12 protein-coding genes are annotated in these 15,536 nt (G+C 72.9%); 2 read left to right on the top strand and 10 right to left on the bottom strand.

Translation table 11 applies throughout. The features are described 5' to 3' along the window. Positions 1-151 precede the first annotated feature (151 nt). From QQM72_RS16245 to QQM72_RS16265, 5 genes are all read right to left on the bottom strand, one after another. On the bottom strand, positions 152-535 hold the full coding sequence (locus QQM72_RS16245; protein ID WP_314221577.1) for a hypothetical protein: 384 nt from the start codon (positions 533-535) through the stop codon (positions 152-154). Between the two features lie 170 nt (positions 536-705). Then, positions 706-2,763, bottom strand: coding sequence for a sensor histidine kinase (locus QQM72_RS16250; protein WP_314221578.1), 2,058 nt, complete (start codon positions 2,761-2,763; stop codon positions 706-708). Further along, entirely contained in the window at positions 2,750-3,499 is a 750-nt protein-coding gene (locus QQM72_RS16255; protein WP_314221653.1) for a response regulator transcription factor, read from the bottom strand. Before QQM72_RS16255 ends, QQM72_RS16250 begins: the two co-directional genes overlap by 14 nt. Before the next feature lie 94 nt (positions 3,500-3,593). Beyond that, complete coding sequence (locus tag QQM72_RS16260) at positions 3,594-3,845, bottom strand: FAD-dependent oxidoreductase (RefSeq protein ID WP_314221579.1); 252 nt, start codon at positions 3,843-3,845, stop codon at positions 3,594-3,596. A gap of 132 nt (positions 3,846-3,977) precedes the next feature. Beyond that, a complete protein-coding gene (locus QQM72_RS16265; RefSeq protein WP_314221654.1) occupies positions 3,978-4,850 on the bottom strand; it encodes an LLM class flavin-dependent oxidoreductase in 873 nt (290 codons plus the stop codon). Positions 4,851-4,987: 137 nt separating this feature from the next. Between QQM72_RS16265 and ligA the strand changes: the two genes are divergently transcribed. Next, positions 4,988-7,108, top strand: a complete 2,121-nt coding sequence (gene ligA / locus QQM72_RS16270) for an NAD-dependent DNA ligase LigA (protein ID WP_314221580.1) — start codon at positions 4,988-4,990, stop codon at positions 7,106-7,108. A 337-nt stretch (positions 7,109-7,445) separates the two neighbouring features. Here the strand turns inward: ligA and QQM72_RS16275 are convergent, their stop codons facing one another. Further along, entirely contained in the window at positions 7,446-8,519 is a 1,074-nt protein-coding gene (locus QQM72_RS16275; protein ID WP_314221582.1) for a glycoside hydrolase family 5 protein, read from the bottom strand. Between the two features lie 658 nt (positions 8,520-9,177). On the opposite strand from QQM72_RS16275, the gene QQM72_RS16280 reads away from it, so the two are divergent. Further along, positions 9,178-10,128 carry a M28 family metallopeptidase gene (locus QQM72_RS16280; protein WP_314221583.1) on the top strand — a complete coding sequence of 317 codons (951 nt, stop codon included), beginning with the start codon at positions 9,178-9,180 and terminating at the stop codon, positions 10,126-10,128. 85 nt (positions 10,129-10,213) lie between these two features. On the opposite strand, the gene QQM72_RS16285 is transcribed toward QQM72_RS16280, so the two are convergent. From QQM72_RS16285 to QQM72_RS16300, 4 genes are read right to left on the bottom strand one after another with little or no spacing between them, the layout of a single operon-like run. Next, the gene (locus QQM72_RS16285; protein WP_314221584.1) at positions 10,214-12,733 is read right to left on the bottom strand and encodes an AMP-binding protein; all 2,520 of its coding nucleotides are present in this window, start codon (positions 12,731-12,733) and stop codon (positions 10,214-10,216) included. 44 nt (positions 12,734-12,777) lie between these two features. Next, the gene (locus QQM72_RS16290) at positions 12,778-13,206 is read right to left on the bottom strand and encodes a nuclear transport factor 2 family protein (RefSeq protein ID WP_314221585.1); all 429 of its coding nucleotides are present in this window, start codon (positions 13,204-13,206) and stop codon (positions 12,778-12,780) included. Positions 13,207-13,259: 53 nt separating this feature from the next. After that, positions 13,260-14,501, bottom strand: coding sequence for a beta-ketoacyl [acyl carrier protein] synthase domain-containing protein (locus QQM72_RS16295; RefSeq protein ID WP_314221586.1), 1,242 nt, complete (start codon positions 14,499-14,501; stop codon positions 13,260-13,262). A gap of 13 nt (positions 14,502-14,514) precedes the next feature. Then, the gene (locus QQM72_RS16300; protein ID WP_171397067.1) at positions 14,515-15,528 is read right to left on the bottom strand and encodes a zinc-binding dehydrogenase; all 1,014 of its coding nucleotides are present in this window, start codon (positions 15,526-15,528) and stop codon (positions 14,515-14,517) included. Positions 15,529-15,536 lie beyond the last annotated feature (8 nt).

Consider the following 15,536-nt stretch of genomic DNA (forward strand, 5'->3'; position numbering starts at 1 on the left):
CGCGGCGATACGCGGACGCCGACGGAGGTGGGTGGGGAGTCCGCGGCGATACGCCGAGGTGTGCGCGGACATACGGCGATGCGCCATGGCGCCGCCCGAGCCGGGCGGCGCCATGGTGTGTCGGTGCGGTGCGGTGCGGTGCGGTGCGGGGTCAGGCGTCGGTGCGGCCGGCGGCGCGGCGGCGGATGACGAAGGTGCCCGCGCCCGCGAGCAGCAGGGCGCCGGCGGCCGAACCGACGAGCGCCGTGCTGCCGGAGCCGCTGTCATCGGCCGTGGCCTCGCCCGCGTCGACGCCGCCCCGCGGCAGCTGCCTGGCGTCCTCGCCCCTCTTGGCCGCCGCGGCCGCTTCCTCCTTCGCCTTGGCCGCCTTGTCGGCTTCGGCCTTCCTCTCGGCCACGGCCGAGTCCGCGCCCGTGGTCGGCGCGGACGCCGCCGGCGTGGGGTCGTCCGCGAAGGCCGCGGTGGCGGGGGCGAGCAGCGCGCCGCCCGCGAGGGCGGTCAGTACGGCGAGACGCAGGATGGGACGGCGGGACATGTGTGACTCCAATTCCAGCCCGGCCTCGGTGGCCTGGGGCGTGACCGAAGACTTGCCGTCACTTGTGAAGAAGCTGTCAGAGCGTCGTGGTCATCGCATCAGCGTCATCGCGGCCGGGGCATAGCGGCAGGGCTCTCGCGGCAGGGGCAGCGAGCGGCAGGGCCCTCGCGTCAGGGGCGGACGACGGTCGCCTCGCCGTCCCTCGGCCGCTCGGCGTCCTCGTCGGGCAGGGCCGGCAACCGCAGGGTGAAGACCGAGCCCTGTCCCTCGGTGCTCGTCACGCTCACCGTGCCCCCGTGCGCCTCGGCGAGTTTGAGCACGATCGCCAGCCCGAGGCCGCTGCCGCCGGTGCTGCGGTTGCGGGACTTCTCGGCCCGCCAGAAGCGGTCGAACACATGCGGGAGGTCGCCCGCCGGGATGCCGCTGCCGGTGTCGGACACCTCCACGGCCACCTCGTCCCCGCCCTTCGTGACATACGGACGCAGCGTCACCCGGCCACCGGGCGGGGTGTGGCGTACCGCGTTGGAGAGCAGGTTGCTGACGGCCTGACGCAGCCGGACCGGGTCGGCCTCGACCGGCGGCGGGGGCGGGGAGCCGGGCGCCGTGGCGACCTCCAGGGTCACGCCCGCGGTCTCGGCCGGCCCCTGGTGAGCCGCGGCGACCTGGCCGAGCAGCTCGTCGACGAACACCGGCTCCAGGTGCAGCCGCAGCGCGCCCGCCTCGGCCGCCCCCAGGTCCTGCAGATCGTTGATGAGGTGCTGGAGCTGCACCGCCTCGTCGAGGAGGGAGGAGACGAACGCCGGGTCCGGTTCGGCCAGCCCGTCGTGCGCGGCCTCCAGCCAGCCACGGATGTTGCTCAGCGGGGTACGCAGCTCGTGGGCGACGTCGCTGACCATCACCTTGCGCTGCTCCTCGAGCCGGGTCCGGTGGGCGGCCATGTCGTTGAAGGCCAGCGCCAGCCGTCCGATCTCGTTGTCCGGGCCGACCGGTACGGGCGCCGAGTCCAGGCCGTCCCGCATCCGCTGGGCGGCGCCGGTCAGCGCGTGCAGCGGGCGTACCAGCCGGGTTCCGGCGATCACCGAGGCGCCGACGGTGAGGGCGAGGACGAGGGCCGTGACCCCGGCGATGCGTGCGGTGTTGGCCGGGGAGAGGTCGAAACCGGGCACGCTGACGGCGCCGGGGCCGTCGATGAACAGCAGGGCGGGCGCGGCGACATAGGCCGTGAGCTGTTCGCGGCGGGCGCTGCCGACGCAGGCGGCCACGGCCCGGTCGTACCCGCTGCCGCGGGCCTGTGCCGCGCCGCCGGTGGGAACGCCCGCCGCGGCCGCCCTGTCCTCGGCCACGCGCCGCTCGATCGCCTCTTCCTTGGTGATGCCGGTCTCGGGCACGGGGACGGGCGCCGAGGAGCCGACATCCGTACCCTCCCGTCCGTATCCCCGGTCCCAGGACAGATCCAGGTTCAGTCTCACGCCCGTACGGCCCTGCCGCTTCAGACAGGCGTCGGCGAGCTGCTCCAGCGCGCGCAGGGCCCTCTCCTCGGTCGCGGTGGTCTCGGCGCCGTCGACGGAGAGGCACTTCAGCTCGCTGTCGCGGTCGGTGCCGTCGCTCACGAACCGGACCCAGGGCCGCCCGCTGGGGCTGTCGACGACATCCGCGGCGATCCCCATCCCCGCGAGGCACTCCGCGCTGCGGGCGGTGGCCCTGCGCAGGACCGTTCGTTCCTTCGCGGGCAGCAGGAACGGTCCGACGGCTCGTGGGTCGACGCGGTCCGTGCCGACCGGCACGGCGTCGGGCACCAGCACGGTGTCGACCGACAGCGGGTCGACGACCGCCGAAGCCTGCGTCGGCAGGTCGGCGGCGGGTGAGGCGCCCGCGGCGGAGTCGAGGAGGGGCCGGCGGTCCTCGGTGGTCAGCACGATCCGGCGCCCGGACTCCCGCGCCAGGTCCCGCACGGTGCCGGCGACGCCCGCCCAGTCGGGATGGCCGGCCGCGTAACCCAGCAGGGTGTCGTAGATCCTCGCGTCGGTGCTCAGGTTGCGCCCCTGCTCCTGACGGATCGCGACGGAGGTCGTCTGCACGGCGAGCCAGGCGGTGGCGGCGACCGAACAGGAGGCCACCAGCGCCGACACGGTGAGCAGGCGGCCGAGCAGGCTCTTGCGGAGCGGCAGGCGTGTCCGGGTCCGCCCTGCCCGCCCCGTCCGCCCCGCCCGCCCGTCACGACGACGCACGGCGTGCTCCCTTGGCGGGGTCGGTCAGCTTGTAGCCGACGCCGAAGACGGTGAGCAGCCGGACCGGCCGGCGCGGGGCCCGCTCGATCTTCTTGCGCAGGTGCATGACGTGCACGTCGACGGTGCGGCCGCTGATGTACTTGTCGAAGCCGTGCAGCTCCGCCAGGAGCCGCTGCCTGGTGAACACCCGGTCGGGCTCCGCCGCCATCGCGGCGAGGATGCGGAACTCGCCGGGCGTGCACACGACGAGTGTGCCGCCGACCGACACCTCGTGCCGGACCGGATCGACCCTGAGCGTGCCGACCGTCAGCGCGTCGTCGGCCTCGGCCGGGGCAACGGCGGCCGCTGGGCCGGGACCGGCGGCCGGGGAGGGGGCCGCGGTGCGGCGGTTGCGGCGCAGCAGGGTGCGGACCCGGGCCACCAGCTCACGGGGGCTGAACGGCTTGGTCATGTAGTCGTCGGCGCCGAGATCCAGCCCGAGCAGGAGATCGTCCTCGGTGCTGCGGGCCGTCAGCATCAGCACCGGTATCTCCCGGTCCTCCGCGCGCAGGATCCGCACCACGTCGAGCCCGTCGGCCCGGGGCATCATCACATCGAGCACGAGCAGGTCGGGCTCCCGGTGCCGGACCTCCTCGAGAGCCGCACGGCCGTCCTCGACGACCGTGACCGCGTGGCCCTCGTGCTCGAGGTAGCGACGCACCAGTTCTGCCTGCTTCGCGTCGTCTTCGGCGACCATGATGTTTGCGCACACGCCGAGGATCGTAGCGAGCGCCCGACCCGGCGCCCCGGTAAGTCGAGCCGCGGCAGAGGGAGTTCGACGTCCATGCCGGTCAGCGCAGGGCGGCGGCCCACTCCAGCCGGCGGGTGGTCTCCGCGTCGGGCCGGGCCGGGGGCGGGCTCCCGGGGGTGCGGGGCGGCGGGGGGCGGACGCCACGGGAGATGTTCCCGCCGACGGTCGTGTCGTGTTCCACGCGGGGGCGCCGGAGCGCCTCGTACACGGCGACCTCCTGCCCTGCCTTGTCCAGCGCCAGAGCCGCCGCCGCGCCGGCGATCCCGCCGCCGACGACCAGTACGCGCGCCATGCCTCACCCCGCTGTTGCGCCCATGGACGCACGGCCCCGTCGTCGTACGCCACCCACGGGAGAACGCCCGGACGGCGGACCGGAGTTCCGGCCGGGCGCCGCACGACCGGTCCGGGCCGCCCTCTCACCCGTTCAGCGTCCGAAAGCCGTCAGCACGGCCTCCAGCTGGCGCAACGGCTCGGGGCCGACGACGCGCAGGACGACGGTGTCGGCGCCGGAGTCCTTCAGGGCGTGGATGCCGGCGACGGCCTGCGCGGGGGTGCCCGAGACGGTGAACACCTCGTCCTGCGGGCGGCCCAGCCAGGCGCCGTGCCCCTCGGTGTGCGGGTGCAGGATCCGCGCGACCTGCTCGGGGTCGTCGCCCACACAGGCGAAGGACAGCACGGTCAGCGTGTGGTCGGGACCGGCCCCGCCCTTGGCGGTGAGGGCCCGGGTGTTCTCCAGGTCCCGCGGCCCGTGCCCCTCGGCGATCAGGGTGCCGTCCGCGACCCGGCCGGACAGTTCGAGGGAGCGGGGACGGACCACGCCCGCCACCACCGGCGGCACCTGGCCCGGAGGATGCACCAACCGCACGCCGTCCAGACGTACTTCACGCCCCTCCAGTTCGACGCGCTCACCGCGCAGCAGCGCGCGCACGGAGGTGATCGTCTCCTCCAGGAGAGCCAGCGGCGACCGGGGAGCGACGCCGGCCGACTCCATCCACTCCCGCACCCCGTGCCCGATCCCGGCGACCAGCCGCCCGGGGAACACCCGCGCCAGCGTGGCCAGTTCCATCGCCAGCAAGGCCGGGCTGCGCAGCGGCGCCGGTGCGATCCCGATGCCCACCCGCAGCCGCTCGGTCGCCCCCAGCGCCACGGCCGCCGCAGACACCCCGCCGTTCCAGCCGAGGTCCTCGACCACCCACAGGTCGTCCACCCCGAGCGCCTCGGCCCGCCGCGCGAACCCGGGCAACTCCTCGGGAGCCCAGTCGCGGTCGTACATGACACCGACCCGTACGTTCGTCACGTTCGTCATGCACCGGAACCTATGGGGTGGGCGGGTAGTGGATCAACGGCGTATCCGGGCCGGGGCCACCCCCGAAGTCCGGGGCCGCCGATCCCGCGTTCGGGGCGTTGTCAGTGGTGGCAGGCAGGATGTGAGGCATGACAACACCCGGTGCAGTGATTGTGGACGCCGTCGCCTACGCGCAGGCGATCGAGGACGCGGTGAAGGCGTCGGCCGCCTACTACGCGGGTGGCACTTCGGTGCTGGACGACGACGCCTACGACCGGCTGGTGCGCGCCATCGCGGCCTGGGAGGACGAGAACCCGGAGCAGGTGCTGCCCGACTCGCCGACCGGCAAGGTCGCCGGCGGGGCGGTCGAGGGCGATGTCCCGCACACGAGGGCGATGCTGAGCCTGGACAACGTCTTCTCCGCGGAGGAGTTCACCGCGTGGACCGCCTCTCTCACCCGGCGCGTCGGCCACGACGTCACCCCGTTCAGCGTCGAGCCGAAGCTGGACGGTCTGGCGATCGCGGCCCGCTACACGCGCGGCCGCCTGACCCGGCTGATCACCCGGGGCGACGGGACGGCCGGGGAGGACGTCTCGCACGCCATCGGCACCGTCGAGGGCCTGCCGACCGAACTGGCGGAGCCGGTCACGGTCGAGGTGCGCGGCGAGGTCCTGATGACCACCGCCCAGTTCGAGCACGCCAACGAGGTGCGCACCGCGCACGGCGGCGCGCCGTTCGCCAACCCGCGCAACGCCGCGGCGGGCACCCTGCGCGCCAGGGAACGCGCGTACACCGTCCCGATGACCTTCTTCGGCTACGGACTGCTGCCGCTGGACGACACCGAACCGGCGCTGGCCGCGCTGCTGGAGGAGAGCGCGCACAGCGACCTCATGACCCGGGCCGGCGGCTACGGCGTGAACACCACCGCGACCACGGCCGTGCCCGGCGTCACCGCGAACACCGTCGAGGAGGTCCTGGCCCGGGTGGCCGAGATCGCCGGGCTGCGCGCCTCGCTGCCGTTCGGGATCGACGGGATCGTGGTCAAGGCCGACCTCGCCGCCGACCAGCGGGCCGCCGGTTCGGGTTCACGCGCCCCGCGCTGGGCGACCGCCTACAAGCTGCCCGCCGTCGAGAAGATCACCCGACTGCTGGCGGTGGAGTGGAACGTGGGCCGCACCGGCATCATCGCCCCGCGCGCCGTCCTGGAGCCGGTCGAGATCGACGGCTCCACCATCACCTACGCCACCCTCCACAACCCGGCCGACATCACCCGCCGTGACCTGCGCCTCGGCGACCACGTCATGGTCCACCGGGCCGGGGACGTGATCCCCCGCATCGAGGCGCCCGTCGCCCATCTGCGCACCGGCGACGAACAGCCCATCGTCTTCCCCGAGGCGTGTCCGCGCTGCGGATCGGGCATCGACACCGGCGAGCAGCGCTGGCGCTGCGTCAACGGCCGCGACTGCCACCTCGTCGCCTCCCTCTCCTACGCCGCCGGACGCGACCAGCTCGACATCGAGGGCCTCGGCCACACCCGGGTCGTCCAGCTCGTCGAAGCCGGACTGGTCACCGACCTCGCCGGTCTGTTCGCCCTCACCCGCGACCAGCTCCTCGGCCTGGAGCGGATGGGGGAGACCAGCACCGACAACCTCCTCGCCGCGCTCGCCAAGGCCAAGAACCAGCCGCTGTCCCGCGTGCTGTGCGCCCTCGGGGTCCGCGGCACCGGCCGCTCCATGTCCCGCCGGATCGCACGCCACTTCGCCACCATGGACCTGCTGCGCGCCGCCGACGCCGAAGCGATCCAGCAGGTCGAGGGCATCGGCACCGAGAAGGCCCCGTCCATCGTGGCCGAACTCGCCGAACTCGCGCCGCTGATCGACAGACTCGTCGCCGCCGGGGTGAACATGACCGAGCCCGGCGCCACCCCGCCCGTACCGGCGACGCCCGACGCGGCCGACGGCGAGGGCGAGGGCACGCAGGCCGTCGCCGCCGGGCCGCTGGCCGGGATGACCGTGGTCGTCACCGGCGCGATGACCGGGGCGCTGGAGAAGCTCAGCCGCAACCAGATGAACGAACTCATCGAGCGCGCCGGGGGCCGCTCCTCGTCCAGCGTCTCCAAGAAGACCAGCCTGGTCGTCGCCGGCGAGGGCGCCGGCTCCAAGCGGACCAAGGCCGAGACCCTCGGCCTCCGGCTCGCCGCGCCCGACGAGTTCGCCGCGCTCGTCGCCGACTACGTCGACGCGGGCCCCGGCGGGGAGCCGACGGTGTAGGCGGACAAGCCGTCACCGGGCCGGCCGTCAGGTCGGCCGCCCCGGTGACGACGATCGGTCGGGCCCGGCCGTGCTCCCCTCGGGGGTGCCGGGCCGGGCGCGGTGGGGCCGCTGCCGGGGGACGGTCGGGCTGGGGGGCTCACGTCCGGACGCCCGAGCGTCCGGTTCGTGGACGCTCCCCTGCTCGGCCGCCCCTGTCCGTGCCGGCCTCAGCTCCTGGACCGCCGGTCCGGTGAGGCGCCGGTCCGTGGCGGCCCCGGTACCCGGCCGCCCGGTCCGTGACCGTCCCCGTCCGTGACGGGACCCGGTCCCCTACGGGGGCTTGGCCTCGGCCGGCTCAGCCCTTGACGGGCTTGCCGCGGCCCCATGCCCAGGCGAGGCGGTCGGCGCCCGACTGGTTGGTGGTGGCCAGCCAGGGGCGGGCGGTGGTGCCCGTGAGGGTCTGCAGCGAGTACGTGTCGTCGGTGCGCAGACCCGGCCAGTACACGGAGCCCATCTTCAGCTCGCGGAAGGTGTCGGTGACGGCCTGGACGTAGTTGACGAAGTTGTCGTCCGGCGTCTTCACGTCGTAGTTCAGCCCGGTGGTCATCGGGGCCCCGAACTCGTCCGCGACGGTCCGGTTCGCGCAGTCGCCGATGCGTACCTTCAGGTCGGCCACCCACTGGTCGTAGGTCGCGTAGTCCTTCCAGAACCCGTAGTGGTGCAGGGAGAGATACGTGCCCTTCAGACGCGGGTCCGCGCAGACCGTGGTGACGTGGTCGTTGTAGCCGGCGCCGCTGACGAACACCCGGTTGCGCGGGACCTTCGAGTACGTCGACAGCCACTTGGCCGCGATGTCGGCCCACTCGGTGTCGGTGTAGCCGTGCGGCTCGTTCATCGGCTCGAAGTAGACGCGGCTGTCGTTCCTGTACGCCTTGACGACGGTGTCCCACATCGGCCAGTACGTGGCCGTGTCGTCGATGAAGCCGTCCTTCTGGGCGCCCGTGCCCTCCCAGTAGGACACGATGACCTTGAAGCCCTGGTCCGAGGCCGCGTCGATGACCCCGCGGTAGGACTTCCAGTAGGCGCCGTTGACCGTGTACGGGTTGATGGGCAGCCGCACGGTGTTGGCGCCGAGGTTCGCGCGGAACGCCGCGATGATCCGGGTCGCCTTCGCGTAGGTCTGCCGGTAGGTGTCCGTGGTCGACAGACCGGACAGCTGGAGGAGGTCGTCGGCGAAGTTGTCGCGCGGGTCGGCCCAGTTCACGCCCTTGAACTGGGTCGTGTCGGTGGTCGGTGCGGCGCCGGGGGCGGCGGCGGCCGGGCTGCCGGCCAGGGTCGTGCCGGTGACGGTGACGGCGGCGACGGCGACCGCGACGAGGGCGGCGCGCAGGCGGGGGGTGCGGGAGGCTCTGGTGGGGGTCTTGCGCATGACGTGCCCTTTCAGGAGAAGCGGCTCGGCGCTGGGGGACGCGCGGGCTGGGCGGCGGCCGCCACGCGATGTTTGCGCAAACATCAACGCCTTGGGGGTGGCTGATGTTTACGTAAACATGACGGCGCCGGAATCGTGGCACCCGCCGATGTGATCGTCAAGGTTTCCGGCGCGTAACGTCCGGGGCTCCGGAGGCGGGTGGGCCGAGACGGTTCGGGTCGGGTCGGGACGGGGCTGGAGGGGTAGGGCCGCCCGGTCCCGTCGGTGCGGTGAGATGCCCGGCGGTCCCGCCCCGTGAACGAGCCCGGTGGTCCGGTCCCGCTGCTCGGTTCCGCAGTCCGGCAGTCCGGCAATCCCGCAGTCCGGCAGTCCCGCAGTCCGGCGGTTCCGTAGTGCTGGGGTTCCGTGGTTCGGCGGAGCCGGTTCTCGACCGTGTGAAACGCGTCATGAATTCATGTGCTTTTCCGGCGTGGCGGTGGTCGGTGACGGTTGATTTCCGGTGCGCTCTTGGGTGAGAAAGCCGTTGCGGGCCACCTGGCGGAAAAGGAGCGTCCGGACGGTTCCGTTTGTGAAGTCCGTTGAACTCTGTTGGCTTCGGTGCGGGCTTCGTGGAAGCATTCGGAAAGATCAATTGCTCGTACCGAGAAGGGAAACAGCTGTGCCTTTCAAGCCGTCCCGTCCGGCCGTCGTCGCGGCGTCCACGCTGTCCGTCCTGTTGCTGACAACGGTCGGTGTGCATGCGGAAGAGCCTGCTCAGGCAGGTGCGGCGCCCGACCTCTCGGTCTCCAGAGTGATGCGGCACCTGGACGCGCTCCAGCGGATCTCCGACGCGAACAGCGGAAACCGCGCCCATGGTACGGCCGGCTATCAGGCCTCCGTCGATTACGTGAAGAAAAAGCTGGACGCCGCCGGATTCACCACCTCGCTCCAGGAATTCGAGTTCGGCGGAAAGAAGAGCTGGAATCTGATCGCCGACTGGCCCCGGGGCGGTCGGACCGGGGAAGTCCTCATGGTCGGCGCACACCTCGACTCGGTGGAGACAAGCCCCGGAATCAACGACAACGGCTCCAGCGTCGCCGCGATCCTGGAGACCGCGCTGACGGTTTCCGCGAAGAACGTCACCCCTTCCCAGCACCTCCGGTTCGGCTTCTGGGGAACGGAGGAGGAGACCTACATCGGGTCCACGCACTACGTGAACACCCTGCCGGCGGCCGAACTGTCGAAGATCACCGCCTATCTGAACTTCGACATGATCGGCTCACCGAACCCCGGCTACTTCGTCTATGACCAGAGCCCGGAGGTCGCCCGGCACTTCGACCGGTACTTCGCCGCCAAGGGCATCCCCACCGAGCCCGCGACCGCTCTCAACGGCCGCAGCGACCACGAGCCGTTTCTGGCCAAGGGCGTCCCGGTGGGCGGAATCTTCACCGGATCCGCCGAGATCAAGACCCCGGAGCAGGCCGCGAAGTGGGGCGGCACCGCCGGTGAGGCCATGGACAAGTGCTACCACCAGGCCTGCGACACCCCCGCCAACATCGACAGGCGGGCCCTGGACGTCAACAGCGACGCCGTCGCCGCGATGGTGTGGAAGCTGGGCGTGCGCGGCTAGGACGTGTCCGACCCAGGTCCCGTGCGGCCGCGAGAGGGGTGGGGGGGCCCCCCCGCGCCCGCGGGGCCCCCACCCCTCTCGGCTCTCAGGTCCGCCGGCGGTCCCGGGGGCGGGCGGCCAGCCGGGCCAGCCGTTCCCGGTCGACCTTGCCCGTGGGGCCGACCGGCAGGGCCGGCAGGACGAGCACATGCTCCGGAAGCATGTAGCTGGGCAGGCTCTGCGCGAGGTGGCGGCGGACGAACCCGCCGCCCGGCAGGGGATCCGAGCCCCCCACGGCCACGGCCGCCACGATCTGCGGGCCGTCGTCCCCCCGCAGCGTGGTGACCGCGCAGTCCACCACCCCCGGTACCTGACGCAGGGCGGCCAGCACCTCGCCCAGTTCGATCCGGTAGCCGCGGACCTTGACCTGGTCGTCACGGCGGCCCCGGAACTCCAGGTTGCCGTCGGCCATCCAGCGCGCCCGGTCGCCCGTGGCGTACATGGACTCGTCTGCCGGGCCGATCACCGTGTCGGCCGTGAACTTCGCGGCCGTCAGCTCCGGATCGCCGACATACCCGTCGGCCACCACCACGCCCGCGATGTGGAGATCGCCCTCGACCCCGATCGGACACGGTTTGCGGTCGCCGTCCAGGACGTAGTAGCGGGCGTTCTGGATCGGCTTGCCGTACGGGACGCTCGTCCAGGCCGGGTCGATCTCGCCGACGTCGAAGTGGTTGGACCAGATCGTCGCCTCGGTCGCGCCGCCCAGCGCCACGACGTGAGCCCGCGGGAAGCGGGCCCGGACCCGGCCGGGCAGGGCCGGCGGCACCCAGTCGCCGCTGAGGAACACCAGCCGCAGACCCGGCACCGGACCGCCGTCCGCAGTCGCGCCCGTCACACTCGTCGCGCCTGTCGCGCCTGTCCCGTCCGTCGTGCCCATTCCGCCCGTGACGCCCGTCGCGCCCGTCCCGTCCGGCTCGTCGGCGAAGGACATCACCATGCCGAGCGCGGCGGGCGCCGAGTCCCAGAAGGTGATCGGCTCGCGCAGCATGATGTCCAGCAGCCGTTCGCCGTCGGACAGTTCGGCCGCGGAGACCACGCGCAGACTGGCGCCCGCCGCGAGCACGCCGAGGAGGTCGTAGACCGACAGGTCGAAGGTGAGCGCGGTGACCCACAGCAGACAGTCGTCCGGACCCACCGCATAGGTCTCGTTCACCCACTGGATGACGTTGACGGCACTGCGGTGACGCACCGACACGCCCTTCGGCACGCCGGTGGAGCCCGAGGTGAAGATGACGTACGCGGTGTCGTCGGCGCCGGGGCCGGCCGGCAGCGGCAGGGCGCGGGCCTCCTCGACGTCGCTCCAGGCGCTGATCACCGGCGAGTACGGGGTGGCCGTGTCGTGCGGCGCCATGCGCAGGACGACGTCGTACCGGTCCCGCAGGACCGGCGGCCAGTCGTCCCCACCGCGCCGACGGATCTCCGCACTCACCGGCAGGCCGAGTTGGGCCGCGAGGTGCCCGAACCACTCGGCGGGCACCCGCAGATGGCCGGAGTCGGGTCCCTCGCCCGGCTCCGCGAGATCGGCGAGGTCCGCGAGGACCACCGCCCCGCCCGGCGCCAGGGCGCCCACGGCGTCCCGCAGCACGGACCGCAGGTACTCGAACCCGGGGAAGAACTGGGCGACGCTCGCGAGCAGGACGACGTCCGCGCTCGCCGGGGCCACCACCCGGCCGAGGTCGGCGGCCGCGGCCCGCACGAACCGTGCCCCCTCGCCCGCCTCCCGCCCCGCCCGCTCCAGCGCGACGGCCGACACGTCGACGCCCGTGTAACCGGCCACCCGGTCCCGCAGCGCACCCGCGATCAGACCGGCGCCGCAGCCCACCTCGACGACCCGGGGCCGCTCCACCGTCGGAGCCGCCGACAGCACCAGGTCGCGCACGTGCGAGACGTAGGTGTCGATCTGCGCGGCGGAGATCCCGTCGCCGGGGTTCTGGTTGAAGCCCGAGGCCCGGGCCAGGTCCTCGTCCTCGGCGACGGTGTCCCACAGCAGGCCCACCGTCTCCGTGTCCAGCGGGTCCGGGGCCGCGGCCCGCAGATCCGTGCAGACCAGCCGCACGCCGCGGCCCGCGAGCTGCCCGGCCTCCTCCGCGCGGCGCGCCAGCGCGTGGCCGGTGACGAGCCAGTCGATGCCCGACTGACGCAGCGGCGCCGCGATCCGGGTGGCCGGCCAGCGCGCGTCCAGCGGCACGTAGGCCGCGCCGGTGCGCAGCACACCGACGACCGCCAGCACGCTGTCCCACGAGTTCTCGTGCAGGATGCCGACGAACGCGCCCCGGCCCACCCCGTGACCGGCGAGGAACCGGGCGAGCAGGCCGGAGTCGGCCCACAGCCGCGCGTACGTCCTGACCTCCCCCTCGCCGAGGCGGACGGCGGGAGCGTCGGGGGACTCCCGGACACGCCGCTCGATCAGGTCGATCATGCTCACCTGGTCCTCGAACGGCCGCGCCGTGTCGTTCCACTCGGCCGGCGGCGTTTCCCAGGACTCCGTGGGCTGCTGCGCCGACCGCTCCGCCGACGGTCGCGCCGGTTGCTCCGCGGGCCGATCTGCCCTCTGCTCTGCCATCTGCTCTGCCCTCCTTCGGCGGTTCACGGCTGCGTGGGCGAGGGTCAGATCACTCGGCCGTACTTGGGGTTGTCGCGGTGGATGACCCGCTCCCGGATGCGCAGTTCACCCTCCTCGCGCACCATCTGGTCCTCGACGCTGGAGGAGGAGAAGAAGTGCACCTCGTCCTGCGTGTTCGTCTGGGTCACCAGCGAGTAGTAGGTGACGCGCAGGCCGTCGCCCTCGGTCTCCTCGATGAGGAAGTGGTCGAACCAGTGCCGGGTGACGAGCCCCTCGTACATCGGCAGCATGCTCTTCATCTTGGTGCGCATCGCCTCGCGGCCCTCCACCTTCTCGCCGCGGTGCGGGTGGGCGACCGAGCCGTCCTCGGTGAAGGTCGCGGTGAACCGCTCGATGTCCAGGTCGTCCAGGACGCGCATCTGGCGGGCGTAGAAGTTCTTGACCTCGATGTACAGGTCGGCGGTGACGGACATGCGTGCTCCTCGGTGAGGGAAACGGAAACCGGTGGGTGGTCAGTGGCCCGGCGTCAGTGGGCCGGGGCTTCCTCGAGGACGAGGAAGGCGTTGGTGCCACCCACGCCGGCCGACATCAGGCCGGCCGTGCGTGGGCGGCCGTTCGTGGGCCAGGGACGGCCTTCGGGGAGGATGCCGAAGCGCTCGCCGCGCCCGGTGAACTCCTCGATGGGGACCTCGGTGTTCGGGGTCGCGGGCAGGAAGCCGCGGTCGATCGCGAGGCACGTCTTGATCAGGGCCGCCATGCCGGCGGCGGTGTCGCAGTGGCCGACGGAGGCCTTCACCGAGCCGACCGCCACCGGCGGCCCGTCGGTGCCGAGGGCCTCGATCAGGGCGGTCGCCTCGATCTGGTCGTTCAGCGGGATGCCGACGCCGTGCGTCTCCACGTAGTCGACGTCGGCCCCGGTCAGTCCCGCCGCCTCCAGCGCCCGGCGCACCGCGCGGACCTTGCCGTCGACACCGGGGATGACGAAACCGGGCTTGGCCCGCCCGTCGTTGGTGACGGCGCCGCCCCGGATGACGGCGTAGACCGGATCGCCGTCGCGCAGGGCGTCGTCCAGTCTGCGCAGCAGGACGGCCCCGGAGCCGTCGCCGGGCACCACGCCGTTGTGACGGCGGTCGAAGGGGCGCACGATGCCCTCGGTGGAGTAGATGCTGCGCGGGGTCCGCAGATAGGAGCCGTCGGCGTCCTCCTGGATCGCCACCGCCCCGGCCAGCGCGTAGTCGCAGGCGTGCGACCGCAGGCTCTGGCAGGCGAGCTGGACGGCCACCGTGGAGGTGGCGCACGCCGAGTCCAGCATCAACGACTCGCCCCACAGGTCCTGCAGATAGGAGAAATAGGGCCCGGCGAACGTCGGGTCGACCTGCACCACGTCGTCGAAGGCGGCCCGCGGCACATGCTTGGTGCGGGCGCAGCCGGCGTAGACGGCGGTCCGGTCGGCGATCGCCGACAGCCTGACCCCGGCGTCCTCCGCCGCCTGCCACAGCGACTCCTGGAGGATGCCGTGCTGCGGGTCCAGCCCCTCGACGCCGACGAGCGTGTGGTCGTAGGTGTCCCGGTGCGGTGCGATCCCCCACGAGTGGACCCGCAGCCGGTCCTCGCCCAGGTCCTCCACGACCGGGACCGGCTCCCGCCGGAAGCAGTCCCGGCCCGCCACGAGGTTGTCCCAGAACGCCCCTACGTCGGGCGCCCGGGCGAAGCGCCCGCCGACGCCGATGACGGCCACCGGGCCCGAGTGCCTGGCGAGTTCCGACATGCCTGTCCTCCCGTCAGCCGAAAGTGAGCGCGATCTTGACGACGTCGTCCTGCCGGTTGTGCGCGAGGTCGAAGGCGTCGGCGATGTTCTTGATGTCGAAGGTGTGGGTGATGTGGTCGTCGACCCGGATCGAGCCGTCCCCGATCAGCTCCAGCGCGGTCCGGAAGGAGGGGAGTCCCGGTTCCAGCTGGGCGCCGCCGACCGCGGTGATCAACTGCGCCTGGCGGACGAAGAGATGGGCGTACGGGATGCGCATGTCGTAGTCCTCGGGCATGCCGAAGAAGCCCAGCCGGCCGTGCTGGCCGACCATCCGCATCGCGTGCTCGCGTGCTCCGTCGGTGCCGGCCGCCTCCACCACCAGGTCGGCGCCCTTGCCGCCGGTCGCCTCCATGACGACCTCCTCGGCGCTCTGTCCGGGGACGTGCACGGTCGCGTCCGCGCCGAGGGAACGGGCCACCGCCAGCCGCCCCGGCTCCAGGTCGACCGCGACGACCTTCTCGAACCCGCGGTGCTTGAGCAGCTGCTGGAACAGCAGCCCCGCCGAGCCGACGCCGACGACGGCGGCCGTCGATCCCTCCGGCACGGGCTCCGGCCAGAACCGCTTCAGCGCGAAGACGACGGTCCCGAGCTGCTGCGCCATCAGCTGGACGGTCGGCGCCCCGGTGCCCTTCACCGGCAGCAGGAACCGGTCGGCGATCGTCTGGTAGCGGGCGAACGACGCCATGTAGGCGTGGTTGGGCACGGTGAGCACCAGGTCGCCCGGCGAGAAGCGGGCCGACCGGCTCTCGACGACCTCCCCGACCCCCTCGTGCCCGGGGTAGCCCGCCGGACAGGGGTAGGGGTGGTCGCGCATGTCCCGGAAGAAGGGGGACTCGGCGCGCACCCGGTGCACATCGCTGCCGCAGATGGCGGCCACGGTGTTGCGGACGAGGACCTCGCCCTCGGCCGGCTCCCGGAAGGCGACCTCCGCCACCTCCAGGCGACCGGGTTCGACGAGAACGGCGGCTTCGCCACGTACGTGCGGCATGCGGACCT

The organism is Streptomyces zaehneri, assembly GCF_032248645.1.
GTDB classification, from domain to species: domain Bacteria; phylum Actinomycetota; class Actinomycetes; order Streptomycetales; family Streptomycetaceae; genus Streptomyces; species Streptomyces coriariae.

What these genes read in the sequence shown, in the direction of transcription:
- QQM72_RS16245 (WP_314221577.1), bottom strand. Translation starts at nt 535, where the DNA reads ATGTCCCGCCGTCCCATCCTGCGTCTCGCCGTACTGACCGCCCTCGCG.
- QQM72_RS16255 (WP_314221653.1), bottom strand. Translation starts at nt 3,499, where the DNA reads ATGGTCGCCGAAGACGACGCGAAGCAGGCAGAACTGGTGCGTCGCTAC.
- QQM72_RS16260 (WP_314221579.1), bottom strand. Translation starts at nt 3,845, where the DNA reads ATGGCGCGCGTACTGGTCGTCGGCGGCGGGATCGCCGGCGCGGCGGCG.
- ligA (WP_314221580.1), top strand. Translation starts at nt 4,988, where the DNA reads ATGACAACACCCGGTGCAGTGATTGTGGACGCCGTCGCCTACGCGCAG.
- QQM72_RS16275 (WP_314221582.1), bottom strand. Translation starts at nt 8,519, where the DNA reads ATGCGCAAGACCCCCACCAGAGCCTCCCGCACCCCCCGCCTGCGCGCC.
- QQM72_RS16285 (WP_314221584.1), bottom strand. Translation starts at nt 12,733, where the DNA reads ATGGCAGAGCAGAGGGCAGATCGGCCCGCGGAGCAACCGGCGCGACCG.
- QQM72_RS16290 (WP_314221585.1), bottom strand. Translation starts at nt 13,206, where the DNA reads ATGTCCGTCACCGCCGACCTGTACATCGAGGTCAAGAACTTCTACGCC.
- QQM72_RS16295 (WP_314221586.1), bottom strand. Translation starts at nt 14,501, where the DNA reads ATGTCGGAACTCGCCAGGCACTCGGGCCCGGTGGCCGTCATCGGCGTC.
- QQM72_RS16300 (WP_171397067.1), bottom strand. Translation starts at nt 15,528, where the DNA reads ATGCCGCACGTACGTGGCGAAGCCGCCGTTCTCGTCGAACCCGGTCGC.